The organism is Streptomyces sp. NPDC055140, assembly GCF_053607285.1.
Genome location: NZ_JBSGTG010000012.1, coordinates 159,815 through 181,093 on the forward strand (window position 1 = coordinate 159,815; position 21,279 = coordinate 181,093).

Consider the following 21,279-nt stretch of genomic DNA (forward strand, 5'->3'; position numbering starts at 1 on the left):
AACTGGCCCTGTTGCGGCCTTTCTTGTGCGCGGGTTGCACCCCGTTTACAAAACACTGAGGGGGGGCCCACCCCACGGGGGGGGCCGCCCCTTCTGTTGCCTGGCTTACTTGCCCTTGGCGGCTTCCTTGAGCTTGGAGCCCGCGGACACCTTCACGCTGAAACCGGCCGGGATGTTGATCGGCTCGCCGGTCTGCGGGTTGCGGGCGGTGCGAGCGGCACGGTGCGTGCGCTCGAAGGTCAGGAAGCCGGGGATGGTGACCTTCTCGTCGCCCTTGGCGACGATCTCGCCGACCGTCTCGGCGAACGCGGCCAGCACGGCGTCGGCGTCCTTGCGGGTCACCTCGGCGCGGTCGGCCAGCGAGGCCACCAGCTCACTGCGGTTCATGTTTGTACTCCCGTGTTCTTCTTGCCGTTGAGGCGTGCCACGCGGCGGAGCCGCATGTTGGGCACAGCGAAGCCGATGCTGCCAGGGTCCTCGGTCAGGCCCCGGACCCGGGTCCGTCTTCAGACCCTCGCGCCCGAAGACGCATCCTGCCCCCACCAGCGGCGGGAAAGCCAATCCGGCGCCCTTGGGGGTCACACGGATTGCGTCGCCGTCCCGGTATGGGGCGGGGTGGGGCCGTGCTTCCCGGCCACCCTAGAGGGCAGCCAGGGGCCCCGCATTCCGCGACGCGCCGGGCCTCAGGAGGCCGTGGCGCCAGTCACAGCGCCGCCGCCGGCCTTCGCGGCGTTACGCACCGCTCCGGCGACGGCGCCCGCGACCTTGTCGTTGAAGACGCTCGGAATGATGTAGTTCGGGTTGAGCTCGTCCTCGCTCACCACGTCCGCCAGGGCAGCCGCGGCGGCCAGCATCATCTCCGTGTTGACCGTACGCGACTGGGCGTCGAGGAGGCCACGGAAGACTCCCGGGAACACGAGGACGTTGTTGATCTGGTTCGGGAAGTCCGAGCGGCCCGTGGCCACAACTGCCGCCGTCTGACGGGCGATTGCGGGGTCGACCTCGGGGTCGGGGTTCGCGAGCGCGAACACGATCGCACCCTCGGCCATGGCCGCCACGTCGTCGCCGTCGAGCACGTTCGGAGCGGAGACCCCGATGAACACGTCGGCGCCGTGCACGGCCTCCTTGAGCGTGCCCGTGAGGCCCTCGGGGTTGGTGTTGTCGGCGATCCAGCGCAGCGGCGAATCGGCCTTGGCGTCGACGAGGTCCGCGCGGTCCGCGTGCACGACACCGTGGATGTCGGCGACGACCGAGTTCTTGACGCCGGCCGCGATCAGGAGCTTGAGAATCGCCGTGCCGGCCGCCCCCGCGCCGGACATGACGACGCGGATGTCGCCGATGGCCTTACCCGCGACACGCAGGGCGTTCGTCAGGGCGGCGAGGACGACGATGGCCGTGCCGTGCTGGTCGTCGTGGAAGACCGGGATGTCGAGGGCCTCGCGCAGGCGGGCCTCGATCTCGAAGCAGCGCGGGGCGGAGATGTCCTCGAGGTTGATGCCCGCGAAGCCGGGGGCGATGGCCTTGACGATCTCGACGATCGCGTCGGTGTCCTGGGTGTCCAGGCAGATCGGCCAGGCATCGATGTCGGCGAAGCGCTTGAAGAGGGCCGCCTTGCCCTCCATGACCGGCATGGCGGCCATCGGGCCGATGTTGCCGAGGCCGAGCACGGCGGAGCCGTCCGTCACGACCGCAACGGTGTTCCGCTTGATCGTCAGACGCCGGGCGTCCTCGGGGTTCTCGGCGATCGCCATGCACACGCGGGCCACACCCGGCGTGTAGATCATGGACAGGTCGTCACGGTTGCGAATGGGGTGCTTCGACTGCATCTCGATCTTGCCGCCGAGGTGCATCAGGAACGTACGGTCGGAGACCTTGCCGAGGATGACGCCCTCGATGCCGCTCAGGCCCTCGACGATCTCGTCGGCGTGCGCGGTGGAGCTCGCGGCGATCGTGACGTCGATCCGGAGTTTCTCGTGGCCGGACGCCGTCACGTCGAGACCGGTCACCGAGCCTCCGTGGGACTCCACGGCCGTCGTGAGTTGGGATACCGCTGTTCCGCTGGCGGGCACCTCAAGGCGGACCGTCATCGAGTAGGAGACGCTGGGCGCCGTTGCCATGGCCGACTTCCTCTGCTTTCACCGTGTGGCTGCTGCTGTTTTTCCGTCCGATCGTCGCACCTACCGCCGAGTACGTGGTAGCCGCCCCGGATTGCGAACGTTTTGTTCACCGCCCGGACAGCACCCCGGTCGCGCACTTTCGGAAAGTTGTTTCCACCATACGAGAAGTGACGGGAAACAGAAAGAGGTCCACGTCAGCTGACGTGGACCTCTCACTTACGTTGATGACACCGACCCGCCATGCTCGCCTCGCGGCAAGTGGTCGCTCGTAGCGACGAAGGTTGGGCCCGGGGGCTTGGATCGAGCCGGTGCCACGTCCAAGGTAACAAAGGATCCCCGTAAGGCAATTCCCATCCCTCGAACTCATTCACGCAGCAGGTCCGGGACCCCGTCCGTGTCCGGTTCGTCGCGGCCGCCCGAGACGACCGTGAGCTGCTGCGTGGCGCGGGTCAGCGCCACGTACAGGACGCGCAGGCCCGCCGGGGACTCGTCGGCGATCTCCGCGGGCGACACGACGACCGTCGCGTCGTACTCCAGGCCCTTGGCCTCCAGGCTGCCGAGCGCGACCACCCGGCCGCCGAGCCCCGCCAGCCAGCGCGCCGCCTCGTCCCGCCGGTTCATCGCGACGACGACGCCGACCGTGCCGTCGACCTGGTCGAGCAGCCGCGCCGCCTCTTCCCGGACGGTGTGCCCGAGGCCCTCCTTTACGACCGCGAACCGGGGGCGCACCCCCGTCGAGCGGACCGCCGACGGGGACTCGGAGCCCGGCATGGCGAGCGCGAGGACCTTGGCGGCGAGCTCGGCGATCTCGGCCGGGTTGCGATAGTTCACGGTGAGCGTGAAGCGGCGCCGGGGACGGGAGCCGAGGGCCTCGTCGCGGGCCTCGGCCGCCTCGTCCGGGTCCGACCACGACGACTGGGCGGGGTCGCCGACCACCGTCCACGTCGCGTGACGGCCGCGGCGGCCGACCATCCGCCACTGCATGGGCGTGAGGTCCTGCGCCTCGTCGACGATGACGTGCGCGTACTCCGTGCGCTCCTGGGCCAGGCGCTCGGCGCGCTCGCGCTGTGTCTCCTCGCGCGAGGGCATCAGCTCCTCGAGACCGGTGAGCTGGTCCAGCGGGTCGTACTCGCGCTTCTTCCTCGGGCGTACGGGGGTGCCGAGGACGGAGTTCAGCTCGTCGAGGAGCGCCACGTCGTGCACCGACAGGGCGTCGCGGCGCAGCGAGCGGGCGACCTTGCGGACCTCGCCGGGGTTGAGGATCCGGCGGGCCCAGCGGCCGAGACGGCGCTCGTCACCCATCGCGGCGAGGACGCCGCGCGGGGTGAGCTCGGGCCACCACGCGTCGAGGAAGCGGAGGAAGTCGTCCTCGGAGGTGATGTCGTCGTCGAACGAGGAGCGCAGCTCCGCGGCGAGTTCCGGGTCACTGTGGCGGGTGCCCGCGCCTGACTGCGACCACAGCGCGTCCAGGAGGAGCTTGCGGGCGCGCGGGCGCAGCAGGTTGACGGGGGCGGTGCCGCTCAGCGCGTTCTGGCGGATCCGCGCCAGGTCGGCGGCCTCCAGCTCCAGGCGGCGGCCGAAGGCGACGACGCGCAGGCGTGTGGGCTGCTCGGCGGGGGCCGGCTTGTCGTCGTCGGGTTCCTCGCCGAAGGCCAGCTGGCCCGTGCCCTGCTGCGGATCCTGCGTGCCCAGTTCGAGCGCGCCGCGCGCGGCCTTGCGCAGGACGCGCAGCATCCGTGAGGAGCCCTTGACGCGGGCCACCGCCGGGGAGTCGTAGACCGTGGCGTCCGCGCCGTCGACCAGCGAGCCGACCGCACGGATCGCGACCTGCCCCTCCTCGCCGAGCGAGGGCAGGACGCCCTCGGTGTAGGCGACGAGGAGCGGGGTCGGGGAGACGATCAGGATGCCGCCCGCGTACCGGCGGCGGTCCTGGTAGAGCAGATACGCGGCGCGGTGCAGGGCCACGGCCGTCTTGCCGGTGCCGGGGCCGCCCTCCACGTACGTCACCGACGCGGCGGGGGCCCGGATCACGAGGTCCTGCTCGGCCTGGATGGACGCCACGATGTCGCGCATGGTGTGGCTGCGGGCCTGGCCGAGGGCGGCCATCAGGGCGCCGTCGCCGATGACGGGCAGCCGCTCGCCGTCGAGGTACGCGGTCAGCTCCGGGCGCATCAGGTCGTCCTCGACGCCGAGCACCTTGCGGCCCTTGGAACGGATGACCCGGCGGCGTACGACCCGTCCGGGATCGACCGGGGTCGAGCGGTAGAAGGGCGCGGCGGCCGGCGCGCGCCAGTCGATGACCAGGGGCGAGTAGTCGGCGTCCAGGACGCCGATCCGGCCGATGTGGAGCGTCTCGGCGATGTCGGCGGTCCGCTTCCCGTCCGCGTCCTCGCGCACGGACCCCTCGGCGGGCTCCACGGCCGTGTACGCGCCGTCGGGGCCCTTCTTGCCGTCCTTGCCGAGCAGCAGGTCGATCCGGCCGAAGAGGAAGTCCTCGAACTCGTTGTTGAGGCGGTTGAGGTGGATCCCCGCGCGGAACACCTGGGCGTCGCGCTCGGCGAGGGCGCCGGGCGTGCCGACCTGTCCCCGCTGGGCCGCGTCGTTCATCAGGAACTCGGCCTCGTGGATCTTTTCCTCGAGACGGCGGTACACCTGGTCGAGGTGTTCCTGTTCGACACCGACCTCGCGTTCCCGTACGGAATCGCGGTCCTGGTCGAGCGCGGTCTGCTGATGAGCCTGAGCGGCCACCGGGCCCCCTTCTGACGTGCTGGGCAGCCGTCAAAGGTACGCGAAGGGAGGCCCGGGAGGCTACGCATCCGGCTGCCGGGGCTACGCGTCGACCTCCACGAGGCGTTTCCCGTCGAGCGTCTCGACCTCGAAGTGGTCGATGGCATTGCGCTCGAACGCGGCGCCCCCGTGCACGTACAGGGGGTACTTCGAGGCCTCGTGCTTGCTGTTGGGAATGCCGTAACCCCACTTCGGGACGGCCCAGGTGGTGACCGTCTCGCGCTGGCCGTTCTTGCCGACCGCGACCAGCGAGCAGGTGAGCGGGCCCTTGACGTTCTTCAGTTCCAGGACGGTGTGGGTGCCCCAGGCCTTCTTCTCCATGCCGATGGTGGCGGTGACCTTCGTGCTCGGGTCGGTCGCCTTGACCTTCTCGAGCATGTGGTTGAAGAAGGCGTCCTCGGCGGGGCTGGTGGGGTGGGGGGAAGCGGTGTTGTCCGTTCCGCCGCCGTTCACCGCCATCACCGTCAGCGGTCCGCCGATGATCAGTGCGGCCGCGGCCGCCACCAGGTACATCCCGCGGCGGCGCTTGCGCGCCCGCTTCTGCGCCACCTCGTCGAACAGCCGGATGGCGAGCCGGTCGCTCGGGCGGGCGCCGAGCTGCGCGCCGAGGCGTTCTCTGCCGGGGGTGCCCTGCGGTTCGGGGATGTCCGCGAGGGCGGCGAGCATCGGCTCCATGCCGGCGAACTCCTCCAGCTGGCGTGCGCACAGCTCGCAGCCCGCCAGATGTGCCTCGAAGGCGCTCGCCTCGGCGTCGTCGAGGACGCCGAGCACGTAGGCGCCGACCGTCTCGTGAACGTCACCGGACCCATGCGGTCCGTAGTCGTCGTACGAGGCACTCATGCCGTCACCCCCCGCTCCTCCAGCGCCAGCTTCATGGAACGCAGCGCGTAGAACACCCGTGAGCGCACCGTTCCGCTGGGAATACCGAGAGTCTCGGCCGCCTCGTTGACCGTACGCCCCTTGAAGTACGTCTCCACCAGCACCTCGCGGTGGGCAGGCGTCAGGTCCTCGAGCGCATCCGAAAGCGTCATCAGCCACAGCGCCTTGTCGATCTCGTCCTCCGCGGGGATGACCTCCAGCGGCGACGGATCGACCTCCTGCGGCCGGGCCTGCCGGCTGCGGTGAGCGTCGATGACGATGCGCCGGGCGACCGTCACCAGCCAGGGGCGTACCGAACCGGTCGCTCGGTTGAGCTGACCGGCGTTCTTCCAGGCACGGATGAGCGTTTCCTGCACGACATCTTCGGCGCGCTGCCGGTCTCCCGCCACCAGCCTGAGCACATAGGCCAGAAGTGGACCCGCGTGCTCGCGATAGAGCGCGCGCATCAGCTCCTCGTCGGGCTCAGGAGGCTGCGGCGCGCGATGTCGTGCCCTCGGCGGGCGTTCATCGGCCACGGCGGAATCCTTGCGCACGCCTACCTCCGCTGTCCCCTGGTTGAGCGTTCCGGTTCTGTTGCCGCTCGGCTGGACGCACCCCAATACGTAAGCGGGCCGCGAAGTGTTCAAACGATCTGCCGGGACATGTCAAAAGGCGGTTCGGGGAGGTCTACGGGGATCTTCAGGCCCGGGCGAGTGCCGCCCTGCGGCGGTGCCGCGCCACCCGCTCCCGGTTGCCGCACACCTCGCTGGAGCACCAGCGGCGGCGCCGCCCCCGGGACGTGTCGAGGTAGATGATCGGGCAGCTGTCGCCCTCGCAGCGGCGCAGACAGGAGCGGGCGACCGGGTCCGTGAGCAGTTCCACGGCGTCGCGGGCGACGGCCGCGAGCAGCTCGCGGCAGCCGGGGTCGGCGTGCAGGTCCCTGGCGAGGGTGCCGTCGGTGCGGCGGGTCGCGAGGGGCGCGGGCGGCGCCGCGCGGGCGAGGGCGTTGACCCGCTCCAGGGCGCCGGACGCGGGCCTGCCGTCGAGTTCGCCGCGCACCAACTGGTCGATGTGGCCGCGCAGTTCGTGCACGGCGGCGAGCCAGGCCGCGTCGGCGCCGCGCAGCGGCGTGTCCGCGGGCACGAGCCCCGAGCCGACCAGCCAGGCCCGCAGCCGCCCCACCGAGTCGAGCCGTTCGTCGGGATGCGCCGTGGCCAGGAGATCCAGCGAACTGCGCCCGGAGTCGAAGCGCAGCTCGTACGAGGACGAGGACGATGGCGATGCCATGCCCCTACAGTGCCCGCACACACGCACCGCCGGAACCCCCGGTACCGGGCCCCTCACGAAGGGTTCACCGACGGGCCGGCCGGGACGCCGAGCGCAAAGGATCGAAACGGCGCAGTACCGGCTGGCCCGGCGCGGCCGCCACCAGAGCCTGTCGACGGTCGACTGGCTCATCTGCGCCACCCCGGCTCACCACGGCCTCGTCGTGGTCCACGACGACAAGGCCGACGACAAGGACTTCGCCGCCGCGGGCCTGCCGGCGGGCCTCGACGAGCACAGCGTTCACCGCACGCCGAACCGACTCAGTCCGTCCCGTACTTGGAGTCCGCTGCCGGGTCCAGGGCCAGGCGGTAGCCGCGTTTGACCACCGTCTGGATCAGCTTGGGCGTGCCGAGCGCCGTGCGCAGTCTGGCCATCGCCGTTTCCACCGCGTGTTCGTCGCTGCCCGCGCCGGGCAGCGCGCGCAGCAGTTCGGCACGGGGCACCACCCAGCCGGGCCGGCGCGACAGGGAGCGCAGGAGCGACATCCCGGCGGGCGGCACCGGGTGCAGATCGCCGTCGACCAGGACGGCCTGCCCGCGGATCTCCACGCGGTGACCCGCGACCGGCAACGTGCGGGCCCTGCCCGGGAGTTCGGCGCACAGGAGCTGGACGAGCGGGCCGAGGCGGAAGCGTTCGGGCTGCACGGTGTCCACTCCGTGGGCCTGGAGCGGCAGCGCGGTCACGGGACCGACGCAGGCGGGCAGGACGTCGTGGTGCAGGGCGGCGAGCAACTCCGGCAGCTGGCCCCGTAGTTCGGCCCGGGAGAGCAGGGACACGGCGGCGGGCGCGCTGGTGAACGTGAGCGCGTCCACGCCCCGGGTGAGAGTCGCGTCGAGCAGCCGGTCGAGGGGCCCTATGTCCTCCGGCGGCATCCACCGGTACACCGGCACCCCCACCACGTCGGCGCCCGCCTCGCGCAGCGCCTCGACGAAGCCGGGCAGCGGCTCGCCGTGCAGCTGGACGGCGACCCGGCGGCCGTCGACGCCCTCGTCGAGGAGCCGCTCGAGGACCTCCGCCATCGACTCGGACGACGGCGACCACTCCTCGGTGAGCCCGGCCGCCCTGACGGCGCCCTTGACCTTGGGCCCGCGGGCGAGCAGTTCGACGCCGCGCAGCCGGGCGACGAGCTCCTCGCCCAGGCCCCAGCCGTCGGCGGCCTCGATCCAGCCGCGGAACCCGATGGCGGTGGTCGCGACGACGACGTCGGGCGCGTGGTCGACGATGCCCTTGGTCGCCGCGAGGAGTTCACTGTCGTCGGCGAGCGGGACGATGCGCAGCGCGGGCGCGTGCAGGACGGCGGCGCCGCGCCGCTGGAGCAGCGCGCCGAGCTCGTCGGCGCGGCGCGCGGCGGTCACGCCCACGGTGAAGCCCGCGAGGGGGCCGTGCTGCCCCGCCGGGGGGCCCTGCTGTGCGTCGTACATGTGGCTCTCGTCCCGCTCGGGTGGTTCTGCCGGGGTCGACCGAGCCTGTCAACGTCCCGTGACGGGCTCGGTTCCCCATGATGTCAGCGGTGTTACGTCACACCTCGGCGTAGCTGAGCCGGGTCTCCGTCTCCACGGCCTCGACGGGAGCCTCCGCGGCGGCCGGGCGGCGAAGGTATACGGCCCAGGTCAGGGCGAAGCACACCGCGTAGAAGACGAGGAACCCGACGAAGGCGGCCGTGCCGGTGCCCGCGGTCTGGAAGGACTGCCGGAAGGCGAGGTTGATGCCGAGCCCGCCGAGCGCGCCCACCGCGCCGATCAGCCCCATCGAGGCCCCGGACAGGCGCCGCCCGTACGCCGCGGCCTCCTCCCCCGCGAGCCCCCTGGCGGCGGCCTTGGCCTGGAAGATGCCGGGGATCATCTTGTACGTCGACCCGTTGCCGAGGCCGGTGAGCACGAACAGGGCGATGAACGCCGTGGTGAACAGCGGCAGCGACTTCTGCATCGACGCGAGGACGACCACGGCGGTGGCGGCGGCCATCCCGACGAAGTTCCACAGCGTGATGCGGGCGCCGCCGAACCGGTCGGCGAGCCGGCCGCCGACGGGCCGGATCAGGGAGCCGAGCAACGGCCCGATGAACGTGATCGACGCCGCCTGCAGCGGCGTCCTGCCGAACTGCGTCTGCAGGACGAGCCCGAACGCGAAGCTGTAGCCGATGAACGACCCGAACGTCCCGACGTACAGGAACGCCATGATCCACGTGTGCGGGTCGCGCACGGCCTCCTTGGCCGCGCCGGTGTCGTTCTTCACGGTCGCGAGGTTGTCCATGAACAGCGCGGCGCAGATCGCCGACACCGCGATGAGCGGGATGTAGATCCCGAGCAGCACGCGCGGGCCGCCGCTCGCGCCGATCACGGCGAGCCCGGCGAGCTGCACGACGGGGACGCCGATGTTGCCGCCGCCCGCGTTCAGGCCGAGCGCCCAGCCCTTCTTCCGCAGCGGGAAGAAGGAGTTGATGTTGGTCATCGACGAGGCGAAGTTGCCGCCGCCGACCCCGGTGAGCAGCGCGCACACCATGAACGTCGTGTACGAGGTCCCCGGCTCCATCACGGCGAACGCGGCGGCCGTCGGGATCAGGAGCAGGCTCGCCGCGAAGATCGTCCAGTTCCGGCCGCCGAAGCGGGCGACAGCGAAGGTGTAGGGCACACGGGCGACCGCACCGACCAGCGTGGCCATCGAGACCAGGAAGAACTTGCCGGCCGGGTCGATGCCGTACTCGGGCCCCATGAACAGGACCATCACCGACCACAGGGTCCAGATCGAGAACCCGATGTGCTCGGACAGGATGGAGAACGCGAGATTGCGCCGCGCGACCTTCTCGCCGCCCTCCTGCGACCAGAACGTCTCGTCCTCCGGATCCCACCGCTGGATCCAACTTCGGGCTGCCATCACACGCCTCCAGGGTCACCGTTCTCGGCTGATGACCCCGAAGGTAGGGAGGCGGGATTACCGCGCTGTGCCGCACCGTGACCGGCGGGGAACGTTGCTCTCACCGGGCGCGGGGCCCGGCGGTGAGCTTCGCTCCCCGGCGTGGGTCAGGTCGTGGGCGTGGGTCAGGTCGTGGTGCCCGCCCACTTGAGGCTTGCCGAGCCGCCCTTGTCCCACTTCAGCGTGACCACGTCGTCGGCCTGCGTCAGGCTCGCCCCGAAGACCTCGTCGCCGGTGTCCTTGCCCATGCACTTGACGGCGATCCGGAAGGCCCCGCCGCTGCGGTTCTCCCCGATACCGGTGCAGATGCCCTTACCGCCCGCGTCGATGTAGGACACGCTGTACTTGCCCTTGGCCGTGCCGGACGCGACCTTGTCGCCGACCGTGAGGGTCCTCGCCTGCTCGTCCTGCCACTGGCCCTGATAGCCGGTGGACCCGGCGGGCCGCTCCTCCGCCGTCCCCGTGGCATCACTCGGCTCCTCGACCGGGTCCTCGGTCGCGGGGTCCTCGGTCGTGGATTCATCGGAGGGCTCGTCCGAGGCGCTGGGCTCCGCGGACACGGACTCCTTCGCCTGCGGCTTGTCGTCGCTGCCGCTGCTCGTGGCGAGGAAGATCCCGCCGACGATCACGACGAGCGCGACGACCGCGGACCCGACGATGACGGCCGTCCGGCGCTTGCCGCCACTGCCCTGCGGGGGCGGGGGCGGGGGATAGGCACCCCCGCCGTAGGGCGGCTGCCCCCCGTACGGGGGCTGCCCGTACGGGGGTTGGCCCTGCGGCTGTCCCTGCGGAGGCTGACCGTAGGGAGGCTGGGCGCCGTATCCGGGCTGGTCGCCGTGGCCGGGCTGGTTGCCGTAAGCAGACTGGTCGCCGTGGCCGGGCTGGTTGCCGTAAGCAGACTGGTCGCCGGAGCCGGACTGGTCGCCGTGGCCGGGCTGGTTGCCGTAAGCAGACTGGTCGCCGTAGCCGGGCCGGCCCTGAGGTGCTGGCGCTGGAGCCGGTGTCTGCGGCGGGGCCGGTGGCGGGGTCGGCGCGCCGGCGTACGGGTTGTCCTGCCCGCCGCCGGACGGCGCCTGGGGCGGGGCGGGCGGCGGCCCGTACGCCGGGTGGTGCCCGGATCCGTCCTGCGGTGGCTGGCCGGGAGGCTGTGTCATCGGTCCGGGTCCCCTCGTGGTCCTGCGGTCACTGATCGCTCACGCCCCAACCTCCCCCACCCCCGCTCACCGCACAACCCCGTCTAACGGCCGTGCGCCCGCTTCTTGACGCCGTTCGGCCACAGCCGCGGGCGCCGCTTGGCGGCCAGGTCCTCGATCCAGCCCGTGCCGAGGACCGCGAGGGCGATCAGCGGCCACGTCAGCACGAACATCCAGAGCATGTACGTGGAGTCGAGGGCGCCGCTCCATCTCGCGTCCTCCATGAACGGCAGGTTGTACGCGAGGTCGATGATCGGCACCGTCGCCATGATCAGCATGTTGTGCCAGAGATAGATCGTGACCGCGCGGTTGTTGGACAGCGTGATGAGCTTGTCCCACTTGGCGAGCCGGCCCGGCAGCTCCTGCCAGGACGGCGAGTACTGGAGCAGGATGACGACGAACCCGAAGGACCAAGTCGCCTGCGCCAGCGGGATGTCGTTCAGGTCCCAGCCGTCCGGCCCGAGATGGCCCGAGGCCCACCACAGTCCGAACGCCATCACGATCGCCGAGCAGGACACGGCGAGATAGCGCGGCACCTTCGCCAGGACGCCCTCGTGGTGGGCGAAGCCGAGGACCCAGCAGCCGCCGTAGACCGCGAAGTCGGTGACCGCGTTCCCCGTCTCGCCGGGGATGGTGACGATGCCCGTACCGACGACGGCCGTCAGCGCGAGCGGCGCGAGCAGCGTCGCCCACGGCACCTTGCGGAACGCCCGGAGCAGGAGCGGGGAGGCGATGACGAACCACAGGTAGGCCCGCAGATACCAGAGCGGGCCCGCGGCCTGCGACGGCCAGGTGTCCTCCAGGAGGCCCGCCTTGTCGCCGAGGTGCCAGGGGAACGACGGCGCACCGACGGGCACGAAGTAGTTGAACAGGCTGATCCAGCCCCAGGTCCCGCCGCTGTCGGGGTCCTTGCCGGGGTTCCAGCCGCCCAGGAAGAGCAGGGCGAGCACGACGACGCTGAACGCCCACATGGGCGGCAGGAGCCGGCGGATACGGCCCCTGATCACACCGATCGCGGGCCGGCTCAGGGAGCGCGCCATCAGCGATCCGGCGAGCGCGAACATCACGCCCATGGACGGGAAGAGGACGGTCAGCCAGGCCCATCCGAAGAGGTGGTAGGCGACGACACGGACGAGCGCGATGGAGCGCAGCAGGTCCAGATAGCGGTCGCGGCCCGGCTTCTTGGGCGCGGCCGCCTGCGCGGACGGGGCGTGCGGAACGGGCGCGGGCGCCGGCTCCGGAGTGAACGGCACCTGCGGGAACGGCACCTGCGGCAGGCGCCGCGTCTGCTGGAACCCGCTCTGGCCGCCGGTGGCGGGAGTGGGGTACGTCATGCGACGGGCCTCCGATCGTTGCCGCGCGACGCCCGCTGACGCGGAATCGCCCCCGGCGCCTCCACCGCTCCGGTGCGCCGCAGCTTCTGCCAGCGCAGCCGGCCGCCGGTGAGCGCGGTGATCCAGGACTGGAGCAGCACGACGTACATCAGCTGCCGGTAGAGGAGTTGCTGGAGCGGGAGTGAGATGAGATGGGTCATGCGTTCGCGGTCGAGCCGGAAGGCGTACGCCGCGCAGACGGCCTGGATGGCGAGGACACCGAGCCAGGCGACGATCGTCTTCTCCGTGGGGCCGAACACGAGGCCGTAGAGCAGGAAGACGTCGATGAGGGGCGCCAGGAGTGGCGCGAGGACCATGAAGAGGGCGACGAACGGCAGGCCGATGCGGCCGAAGCGCCCGGAGGGGCCCGACTCGATCACGGAGCGGCGGTGTTTCCAGATCGCCTGCATCGTGCCGTACGACCACCGGTAACGCTGGGACCAGAGCTGCTGGACCGACTCCGGGGCCTCGGTCCAGGCGCGGGCCTTCTCGGCGTAGACGACGCGCCATCCGTCCCGGTGCAGGGCCATGGTGACGTCGGTGTCCTCGGCGAGCGTGTCGTCGCTCATGCCGCCGATGCGCTCGAGCGCGCTGCGGCGGAAGGCGCCCACGGCCCCGGGGATCGTGGGCATGCAGCGCAGCATGTCGTACATGCGGCGGTCGAGGTTGAAGCCCATCACGTATTCGATGTGCTGCCAGGCCCCGATCAGGGAGTCCTTGTTGCCGACCTTCGCGTTGCCCGCGACCGCGCCGACGCGGTGGTCGCCGAAGGGCTGGACGAGCTCGCGGACGGTGGACGGCTCGAAGACCGTGTCGCCGTCCATCATCACGATCAGGTCGCACCGGGCGTTGGCCAGGCCCCTGTTGAGCGCCGCCGGCTTGCCCGCGTTGTGCTGGCGGACCACCCGGACGCCCGGCAGGCGCAGATTCTCGACGATGCGGGCCGTGCCGTCGGTCGAGCCGTCGTCGATGACGATGATCTCGATGGGGTGCTCGCTCGACATGAGTGAACGCACCGTGTTCTCGATGCACTTGGCCTCGTTGAACGCCGGGACCAGGACCGACACCGGTTCGGTGACGGGCGGCCCCCAGGAGAATCCGCGGCGCCGGACACGCCGGGCGTGCGCCCCGGACAGGAGGAGCATCAGGCCGAAGCGGGTGAAGACGAGGACGCCGATGACCGCGAGTCCGACGACGAGCACGTCCGTCACGTTGTCCGAGGCCTCGACGGCGTAGATCCACGCCTTGCCCTTGGCCAGTTCGACACCGTGCACGGGCGTGTGGGCGCTGGGTGCCCCGAGCGCCTCGGTGAGGTTGACGAAATCGTATCCCTGGCCCTGGAGCTGGGGCAGGAAGCGGTCGAGGGCGGCGACGGTCTGCGAGCGGTCGCCACCCGAGTCGTGCATCAGGACGATCGCGCCCTTGCCGCCCTTGGGCGTGGCGCGGCGGATGATCTCGTCGACGCCGGGGCGCTTCCAGTCCTCACTGTCGGTGTTGTTGACGACGGTGATGTACCCGCGGCTGCCGATGTACTTGGTGACCGGCCACGACTTGTCGTCCATGGCGTCGGCGAACGAGGAGTACGGCGGCCGGAACAGCGAGGTGCGGATGCCGGCCGCACCGGCCAGGGCCGTCTGGTTCTGGGTGAGTTCCCAGTCGATGCGGCTCTTGGACTGGTACGAGAGGTCGGGGTGGTTGAAGGTGTGCAGGCCGACCTCGTGACCCTCGTCGACCATGCGTTTGACCAGGTCCGGGTAGCGGGAGGCCATGGTGCCGGTGACGAAGAAGACGCCGTGCGCGTGGTGTTCCTTCAGGACGTCGAGGACCTTCGGGGTCCACTCCGGGTCGGGGCCGTCGTCGAAGGTGAGGACGAGCCGGTGCTCGGGCACGCTCATGCTGGTCTCGCGCCCGCCGCGGGTGTCGATGACGGGACCGCCGTCGAGGATCTTCTCAGGCACGTGATCGGTGGCGGCGGGCGGCTGGATGCGGTGGTCGGCGAGGATCTCGCTGTGCACGTACCCGCGGAGCATGAGCATCGCGAGCAGGGCGACAAGGAGCAGCGAAGGCAGCAGATAGCGCATGGGCAGGCGGCGACGCGGCGCCCTGCGGTTGCTGCGTGGGCGGGAGGACATTTACAGGATGCCGCTTTCCGGGAACGAGGCCGCTGACGGTCCGGCCGGACTCTGGCTCGGGTCGACGGGCGACGCGACGGGCGGCGCCGCGACGGTCTGGGTGCCGTCCTGGGCCGGGGAGTCCGACGGCTCGACGGGTGGTCCGCTGTCCGACGGGGACGGCTCGCCGGGGTCGGGTGAGCTGGGCTGCTCCGAGGGGCCGGGGCCCGGGTCGGGCGACTGGCCGGGGTCGGGCTTGCCCGGGCCGCCGGACGGCTTCGAGTCGGGCGACTTGCCGGGTTTGTCGCCCGGCTTGGCGCTCGCGCTGCCGCCCGGCCCGGTCGACGAGCCGACGCCCGGCTCGCTGGACGCCGCTCCCGTGCCGGAAGCGCTGGGATCGGCCGTGACACCCGTCGAGGAGGACGGCCTGGCCGCCGGGTCGGCGGGCAGCGGCGACGTGTCCACCTTGCCCGCGGGCTTGTCGCGGTCCTCGCCCGTGATGGGCAGCCAGGGAGCGCTCGAGTTTCCGGAGAGCAGCGTCGCCACGATGACCACGGCGTAGACCGCGCAGATCATCCCGACGATCGCGCCGAAGCGGCGGTACCTGCGGTTTCGCCGCCCCGAGTCGTCCACGAAGACCGGGACTTCCTTGTCGGCCGCGCCCTCGCGCCGCGCAGCGATGAGCTCGTCCAACTGGCGTCCTGCGCCGTCGAGTTGGACCGTTACTTCATTAGGATCGTGAGTCTGCCCGGAACGGGCATTTTCTCGCCAATGTTCCACCGTACGCACATCCCCCCAAGGACATGAACATTGGGTGCGCGCACGACGTACCGAGCACTCGTCGTTCGGACCGGGCCCCCACCCGATCCGAGCGCCCCCCTTATCACAATGCGCTCGGACCACGAATGTAGCGCACGCGGGTGACAGCCACGCCCAACCCTCAGTCCTGACTCATCATGATGAGTGCATCTATGGCCGGTATCCAGGCGCCTGGGGGCTTACGGAGCCAGTCGTTCTCCTCCGCGAGCGTGGCCGCCGCCGCACGGAGCGCGTCGATCCCCGGGTGCACGAGCCCCGTCGGCCACACCAGCGACACCGGCGACAGGGGCACGGGGTCGGTCAAGGGCCTCACGACGGAGCCGGGCATGGCCGGAAAGTCCCCAGCGGCGAGCACCGGGGTCCCCGTCTTGGCCATGATCCGCCGGAACTCCTCGACGCCTACGGCGAGCGGCGCGGGCGGCGCGACCGCTATCCCGCGCCCCTCGAAGAGCCGCCCGGCCAGGTCGGTCCACTCCGGTGTACGGGGATTGCCCGCGCCCGCGTACACCGTCTCGCCCGCGAGCCGCGCGAGCGGCACGGCGTCCAGGGCGGCGAGGGGATGGCCGTCGGGCAGGACCACCGTCATCGGCTCGTACCGCACGGGCTGCTGCGAAAGGCGCGCCCGCACCGCCGGATCGAGCCCCGCGTACCGCCCGAACGACGCGTCCAGGCGGCCCGCGGTCATCTCCGCGGCGGCGCCGGTCAGACCGCTCTCGTAGCGGGCCATCAGTTCGCACTGGGGGGCGAACTCGCGGGCCCGCTCCAGGATGCGCTCGAAGACGAGGCCGGGGCTGTTCACGTCGACGAGCAGCGGCCGCACCGCCCCTCCGGCCGGGCGGCGCGTGAAGGCGGCGAGCAGTTCGTCCTGCGCGTCGAGGACCCGCCGCGCGTACGGCAGCAGCCGCGCCCCGTCCGCGGTCAGGGCGACCTGGCGCGTGCTCCGTGCGAACAGCTCGGCGCCGAGCTCCCGTTCGAGCCGGCGGATGTCCCTGCTGAGGGCCTGCTGCGCGACGTACAGCCGGGCTGCGGCGCGCGTGAAGTGCAGCTCCTCGGCGACGGCGAGGAACGCGCGCAGCAGCCGGGGCTCCAGGTGGGCGGGGGCGGACGTGCCGGGCGCGGCTGACTGGTCGGGCATCCGGCGAACTTACAACGCCGGCGCGTGAATCGGTACGGAGAAGGTGTTGGACCGGGCGCCCGGCCCACGGCGACGCTGATCACATGCCCGACGCGATATCCGAGCCCGCCACCTCTCCCCTGACCTCCACCCACCGGCCACGGCCCAGCCGCTCCCCGTACGTCCGGCTCCTGTCCACGCCCGGCGCGCTCGCCTTCACGCTCGGGAACCTCCTCGCCCGCCTCCCCATGGGCATGTTCAGCGTCAGCGCCGTCATCATGATCGCCGGGGCGCGCGGCTCGTACGCGCTCGCCGGGGCCGTCACCGCGACCGGGATGGCCGCGACCGCGGTCGTCGCCCCGTGGACGGCACGCCTCGTGGACCGGTACGGGCAGGCCAGGATCGCCGTACCCGCCACGGCGGTCGCGGTCTGCGGATCGCTCGCTCTGCTCCTGTGCGTGCACTACGGAGCGCCCGACTGGACCCTCTTCGCGGCCTACGCGGCGACGGCGACCACGCCCAACACGGGCGGCATGTCACGCGCCCGCTGGGCCCATCTCCTCAAGGGCGACCCGGCCGCCCTGCACACCGCGAACTCCTTCGAACAGGCGGCGGACGAGCTGTGTTTCATGCTCGGCCCGGTGCTCGCCGCCTTCCTGTGCGGGTCGCTCTTCCCGGAGGCCGGCACCCTGATCGGCGCGGTCCTGCTGATCACCGGTGTACTGGTCTTCGCCGCGCAGCGCGCCACGGAACCGCCCACCCATGGGCGCACGGCCACGAAATCGCCCCTCCGCGCGCGCGGGATGCCCGTTCTCCTGGCGTCGTTCCTCGCCACCGGCGCCGTGTTCGGCTCGATGGAGGTGGTCACGATCGCGTTCGCGGACGAGGCGGGCCACAAGGCGGCGGCCGGCGCGGTCCTCGCACTCCAGGCGGCCGGTTCCTGCGTGGCGGGCCTGGTCTACGGGGCCGTGCGGCCCGCCGGCCCCGCGGCGCGCCGCCACCCCTGGTGCGTCGCCGCGATGACCGTACTGCTGGCCCTCCCCCTGCTCGCGGCGCTCACCGGCTCCCTCCTTGTCGTCGCCGGGGCTCTCCTTGTCGCCGGTATGGCGACGGCCCCGACGATGGTCACGGGCATGACGCTGGTCCAGGCCCGTACCCCCGAGGGCCAGTTGAACGAGGGCATGACCCTCGCCGTGACCGGCCTGCTCGGGGGCATCGCCTGCGGCGCGGCGGCGGGCGGCTCCGCGGTGGAGCGCCTCGGCCCCACCGCGGGTTACGCGGTCCCGGCCGCCGCGTCGGCGTGCGCGCTCGCACTCGCGCTCATCGGTTACGTACGCGGCGACGCACGCGACCGTACGTAGTCATCCGCGGCCGTCAGCACACCGCCGGTTTGCGCCACGAGCACTCCAGGTCGCCCTTGCGTTCGGAGACCGGCACGGAGCGCAGCGAGCGCGGCTTCACCGCCACCGCCGCGTCCGCGTCGGACTTCGCGAGCGTCACCACGATCGCGTCCTCAAGGGGCTTCACGGAGCCGACCAGGTAGTTGTTCTGGACGACGCTGTAGACGAGTTCACGTCCACCGGCGTCCTTCACATAGCCGGAGAGCGCGGACGCGCCGGTCAGGGAGCCGGTCTTGCCGCGGGCGTTGAGCGCGGCCGGTGTCCCGCACATCCGCGAGCGCAGCGTCCCGCCGACGAACCGGTCCGGGGCGCAGGCCACCGGCAGCGACTTGTACCAGTCGCCGAACCACGGCTCGGCGCGCACCGCGAGCAGCAGCTTCGCGATCTGGCCCGCCGGGATGTTGTCCATGCGGGAGAGCCCGGACCCGTCGGCCTGGCGCAGCCGCCCGGTGTCGACGCCGATGCCCTTCAGATAGCCGCTGATCGCCGCGAGCCCGTCGTCCCAGTTCCCCGCGCGGCCGGTCGCCTTCGCGCCCATGGCCTTGGTGAGGATCTCGGCGTGCATGTTGTTGCTCAGCTTCATGAAGGGGATCAGCAGGTCCTTCAGGGGCATGGAGTCGTGCGTGGCGAGCCGCACGGCGTCCTTCGGGGTGGCACGCCCGAGCTTCGTGCCGCCCGACACCTTCACGCCGTGCGCGGCGAGCGCGTCGCGGAACACGGAGGCCGCGTATCCGGTGGGCTCCCAGACGGTGACCCACTCCTTGGTGGTGCCTCCACCGACGGGGACGGTGCCGCTGACGGTGACGGTGTTCGTGCCGTGCTGCCGCTCGACGGTGAGGCTGTCGTCACCGCCGGCCGCGACGGTCGTGGCCCGCACGTCGATGTCCACGTAGTGGGTCCTCGGCGTGACGGTGATCTTTGGCTTGTCCCCGGCCTTCGCGCCCGGCGAGGCCTCGACGATCACCGTTCCGGTGTCGTAGTCGGTGTCGGGCGCGACGCTCAGGGCGGAGATCTGCGCCGAGTAGTACGAGGACTCGTCGTCGGCGGCCCACGAGCGGCCGAGGCGCTGGCTGTCGAACGCGGTGTCGTCGGCGACCAGGCGACCGCTGACCGACTTCACGCCCGACGCGGCGACCTCGGCGGCGAGCTCGTCGTAGTCCTTGGCGAGGGCGGTTGGGTCGCCGGTGCCGCGCAGATACAGATCGCCGTCGAGGACACTCCCCCGCCGCCGCCCGTCGCCGAGCACGTCGGTGGTGAACCGGTAGCCGGTACCCAGGAGTTCCGTCGCGGCGGTAGAGGTGAGGAGCTTGGTGTTGGACGCGGGCATCAGGCGTCCGGTGGGGTTGTGCTGGTAGATGATCTCGCCGCTCCTGGCGTCGGCGACGACGACGCTCGCCGCGCCACCCTCCATGGAGGGGTCGCCGAGGATGGTGTCGATGGCCTCGGGGAGGCCGGTGCTGTCGCCGTCGGCACCGGCCGGTGAGCCCCAGGTCAGGCCCGCCGCGAGCGCGGCGAGGGCGGGCCAGACGAGGTAACGCCGTTGACGTGCAAGGGGATTGAGGATTCGTCTCACAGGTCCGTCGGGTCTACTCATGCCTCAGGAGCATCCCGGATCGCGGCGCCCGGGAACAGGGTGCGTCAGCCGAGCCCTCACGAGTGGCCCATCGCGTAGGCCGCGCACAGGTTCACATCGAGGATGTAGGCGCCGGCGGCACTGCGCGGCCCCGCTCCCCGGATCGACGGGCTGCCCGTGCCCCATCCCCGTGATGCTGTACGTCTCTACGGCCACGCTCCGTCGGCCCGACGGAAGATCTGGTGCCGATACGCGGCCACGCTGTCGCTCACGTCGGCGACCTGGTCGGCGCCCTGGACATCGGTCCACTGCTTCCTCAGGTCGGTCATGTTCGGGCTCGACCGTGCAGTCGGCGCTGCCCTGGAAGACGGTCAGCCGCGGCCGGGGCCCGGCAAACCCGGGCCGCACCCGGTCGCCCCCACTGCTGCGCGGTCTGCGTGGCACCCGCGTACATGCGCACGTACGGCGACCCGGCGGCGGCCGCGCAGGGCGACGACGATATGGAGCCGGGCCATGGACAAGACTCATCGCGCACCTGCGGAACAACGACGGCACGACTGAGGCCCGGCTGCGATGCAGCCGGGCCTCAGTCTCACATGGGAATTGTGGAGATGGCGGGAATCGAACCCGCGTCCAACGGTGCAGCAGCAGGGCTTCTCCGTGTGCAGTTCGCTTCGATTTTCTCAGCCCCGGCGATCACGCGAACAAGTCTCCGACGGGCTCAGTCACTGTTTGATTTCCCATCGAACCCCGTGACCGGGCTCGACGGTTTAGTTCCCTAGATTATGCCAGGATCCGGGTCGGGAACATCCCCGGGCTGACACCCTTTTAGGGTCCTTCACTCACTGCTTATTAGGCAGCGAGGGCGAAGGACTGGGAATCGCTCTTAGAAGTGGCGATTATTGGTTGCGACATATGGTTAACGAGATCATTGTCGCTTCCTCGACACGCTTCCCCTGCTTCGACAGCCGCTGTCGAAACCGATCATCCCCATGTTGATTTTTCAAAACCGGATCTTTCGATCCGGGGCGTCCCGTCACCAGCGGGACAACACCCATCGTACGTGACCGACGGGCAACGGTGCCAGCCTATTACCGGCGGACCGGGCAGGACCCGAGCGCGGCGTCAGCGCTCCCGCGCCCGCTGCCGCCGCTTGGCCGACGCGATGGCGCGGTCCGAGTCCCTGCGGTCCTGCTGCTCGCGCAACGTCTGCCGTTTGTCGTACTCCTTCTTGCCCCTGGCGAGCGCGATCTCGGCCTTCGCCCGGCCGTCCTTGAAGTAGATCGCCAGCGGCACGATCGTGTGCCCGGTCTCCTGGGACTTCGACTCCAGCTTGTCGATCTCCTCGCGGTGCAGGAGCAGCTTGCGCTTGCGGCGCACGGAGTGGTTGGTCCAGGTGCCCTGGCTGTACTCGGGGATGTGGGCGTTGTGCAGCCACGCCTCGTTCCCGTCGATCTGGACGAAGCCGTCGACCAGCGAGGCGCGGCCCTGCCGCAGCGACTTCACCTCGGTGCCGGTCAGGACGATGCCCGCCTCGTACGTGTCGACGATGGCGTAGTCGTGGCGCGCCTTCTTGTTCTGCGCGACGATCTTGCGCTTGCCGTCCTTGTCCTTGCCGGACTTCCCGGACGCCCCCTGCTTGGGCTGTGATTCCTTCGGTACAAACATTCCCTTAGACATAGTGCAGCCATTTTCGCA

General features: G+C 71.1%; 18 protein-coding genes and 1 other RNA gene. 1 reads left to right on the forward strand and 18 read right to left on the reverse strand.

Annotated elements, in window-relative coordinates; all coding sequences use genetic code 11:
* Window positions 1-105: 105 nt before the first annotated feature.
* From ACWFR4_RS23525 to ACWFR4_RS23590, 14 genes are all read right to left on the reverse strand, one after another.
* A complete protein-coding gene (locus tag ACWFR4_RS23525) occupies window positions 106-387 on the reverse strand; it encodes an HU family DNA-binding protein (protein ID WP_453465593.1) in 282 nt (93 codons plus the stop codon).
* A gap of 296 nt (window positions 388-683) precedes the next feature.
* Entirely contained in the window at window positions 684-2,117 is a 1,434-nt protein-coding gene (locus ACWFR4_RS23530; protein ID WP_453654323.1) for a malic enzyme-like NAD(P)-binding protein, read from the reverse strand.
* A gap of 363 nt (window positions 2,118-2,480) precedes the next feature.
* Window positions 2,481-4,865, reverse strand: a complete 2,385-nt coding sequence (locus ACWFR4_RS23535; protein ID WP_453465597.1) for a HelD family protein — start codon at window positions 4,863-4,865, stop codon at window positions 2,481-2,483.
* An 81-nt stretch (window positions 4,866-4,946) separates the two neighbouring features.
* Window positions 4,947-5,744: an anti-sigma factor family protein gene (locus ACWFR4_RS23540; RefSeq protein WP_453654325.1), complete on the reverse strand. Its 798-nt coding sequence runs from the start codon at window positions 5,742-5,744 to the stop codon at window positions 4,947-4,949.
* Window positions 5,741-6,316, reverse strand: a complete 576-nt coding sequence (locus ACWFR4_RS23545) for a sigma-70 family RNA polymerase sigma factor (protein WP_116512709.1) — start codon at window positions 6,314-6,316, stop codon at window positions 5,741-5,743. The genes ACWFR4_RS23540 and ACWFR4_RS23545 overlap by 4 nt, the downstream gene beginning before the upstream one ends.
* Window positions 6,317-6,461: 145 nt before the next feature.
* Window positions 6,462-7,049 carry a CGNR zinc finger domain-containing protein gene (locus ACWFR4_RS23550; protein ID WP_453654327.1) on the reverse strand — a complete coding sequence of 196 codons (588 nt, stop codon included), beginning with the start codon at window positions 7,047-7,049 and terminating at the stop codon, window positions 6,462-6,464.
* Between the two features lie 64 nt (window positions 7,050-7,113).
* On the reverse strand, window positions 7,114-7,332 hold the full coding sequence (locus tag ACWFR4_RS23555) for a hypothetical protein (RefSeq protein WP_453465603.1): 219 nt from the start codon (window positions 7,330-7,332) through the stop codon (window positions 7,114-7,116).
* Window positions 7,333-7,348: 16 nt separating this feature from the next.
* The gene (locus ACWFR4_RS23560; protein ID WP_453654328.1) at window positions 7,349-8,509 is read right to left on the reverse strand and encodes a uroporphyrinogen-III synthase; all 1,161 of its coding nucleotides are present in this window, start codon (window positions 8,507-8,509) and stop codon (window positions 7,349-7,351) included.
* Between the two features lie 97 nt (window positions 8,510-8,606).
* Window positions 8,607-9,959, reverse strand: coding sequence for a nitrate/nitrite transporter (locus ACWFR4_RS23565; protein WP_453654330.1), 1,353 nt, complete (start codon window positions 9,957-9,959; stop codon window positions 8,607-8,609).
* 164 nt (window positions 9,960-10,123) lie between these two features.
* Window positions 10,124-11,152: a hypothetical protein gene (locus ACWFR4_RS23570; protein ID WP_453654332.1), complete on the reverse strand. Its 1,029-nt coding sequence runs from the start codon at window positions 11,150-11,152 to the stop codon at window positions 10,124-10,126.
* Between the two features lie 83 nt (window positions 11,153-11,235).
* Window positions 11,236-12,525, reverse strand: coding sequence for an acyltransferase family protein (locus ACWFR4_RS23575; RefSeq protein WP_453654334.1), 1,290 nt, complete (start codon window positions 12,523-12,525; stop codon window positions 11,236-11,238).
* Window positions 12,522-14,696, reverse strand: a complete 2,175-nt coding sequence (locus tag ACWFR4_RS23580) for a glycosyltransferase (protein WP_453654336.1) — start codon at window positions 14,694-14,696, stop codon at window positions 12,522-12,524. Before ACWFR4_RS23580 ends, ACWFR4_RS23575 begins: the two co-directional genes overlap by 4 nt.
* The gene (locus tag ACWFR4_RS23585) at window positions 14,697-15,368 is read right to left on the reverse strand and encodes a hypothetical protein (protein WP_453654338.1); all 672 of its coding nucleotides are present in this window, start codon (window positions 15,366-15,368) and stop codon (window positions 14,697-14,699) included.
* A 247-nt stretch (window positions 15,369-15,615) separates the two neighbouring features.
* A complete protein-coding gene (locus tag ACWFR4_RS23590) occupies window positions 15,616-16,629 on the reverse strand; it encodes a LysR family transcriptional regulator (RefSeq protein WP_453465617.1) in 1,014 nt (337 codons plus the stop codon).
* An 83-nt stretch (window positions 16,630-16,712) separates the two neighbouring features.
* On the opposite strand from ACWFR4_RS23590, the gene ACWFR4_RS23595 reads away from it, so the two are divergent.
* Window positions 16,713-17,969, forward strand: a complete 1,257-nt coding sequence (locus ACWFR4_RS23595) for an MFS transporter (RefSeq protein WP_453654340.1) — start codon at window positions 16,713-16,715, stop codon at window positions 17,967-17,969.
* Window positions 17,970-17,982: 13 nt separating this feature from the next.
* Here ACWFR4_RS23595 and dacB read toward each other — a convergent pair whose 3' ends face one another.
* The 4 genes from dacB to smpB form a co-directional block, all read right to left on the reverse strand.
* Window positions 17,983-19,602 carry a D-alanyl-D-alanine carboxypeptidase/D-alanyl-D-alanine endopeptidase gene (gene dacB, locus ACWFR4_RS23600; RefSeq protein ID WP_453465621.1) on the reverse strand — a complete coding sequence of 540 codons (1,620 nt, stop codon included), beginning with the start codon at window positions 19,600-19,602 and terminating at the stop codon, window positions 17,983-17,985.
* Between the two features lie 185 nt (window positions 19,603-19,787).
* Window positions 19,788-19,910, reverse strand: coding sequence for a hypothetical protein (locus ACWFR4_RS23605; RefSeq protein WP_453654342.1), 123 nt, complete (start codon window positions 19,908-19,910; stop codon window positions 19,788-19,790).
* 274 nt (window positions 19,911-20,184) lie between these two features.
* Window positions 20,185-20,573: a transfer-messenger RNA gene (ssrA, locus tag ACWFR4_RS23610) on the reverse strand.
* A 133-nt stretch (window positions 20,574-20,706) separates the two neighbouring features.
* Entirely contained in the window at window positions 20,707-21,249 is a 543-nt protein-coding gene (smpB, locus tag ACWFR4_RS23615; protein WP_383095159.1) for an SsrA-binding protein SmpB, read from the reverse strand.
* Window positions 21,250-21,279 lie beyond the last annotated feature (30 nt).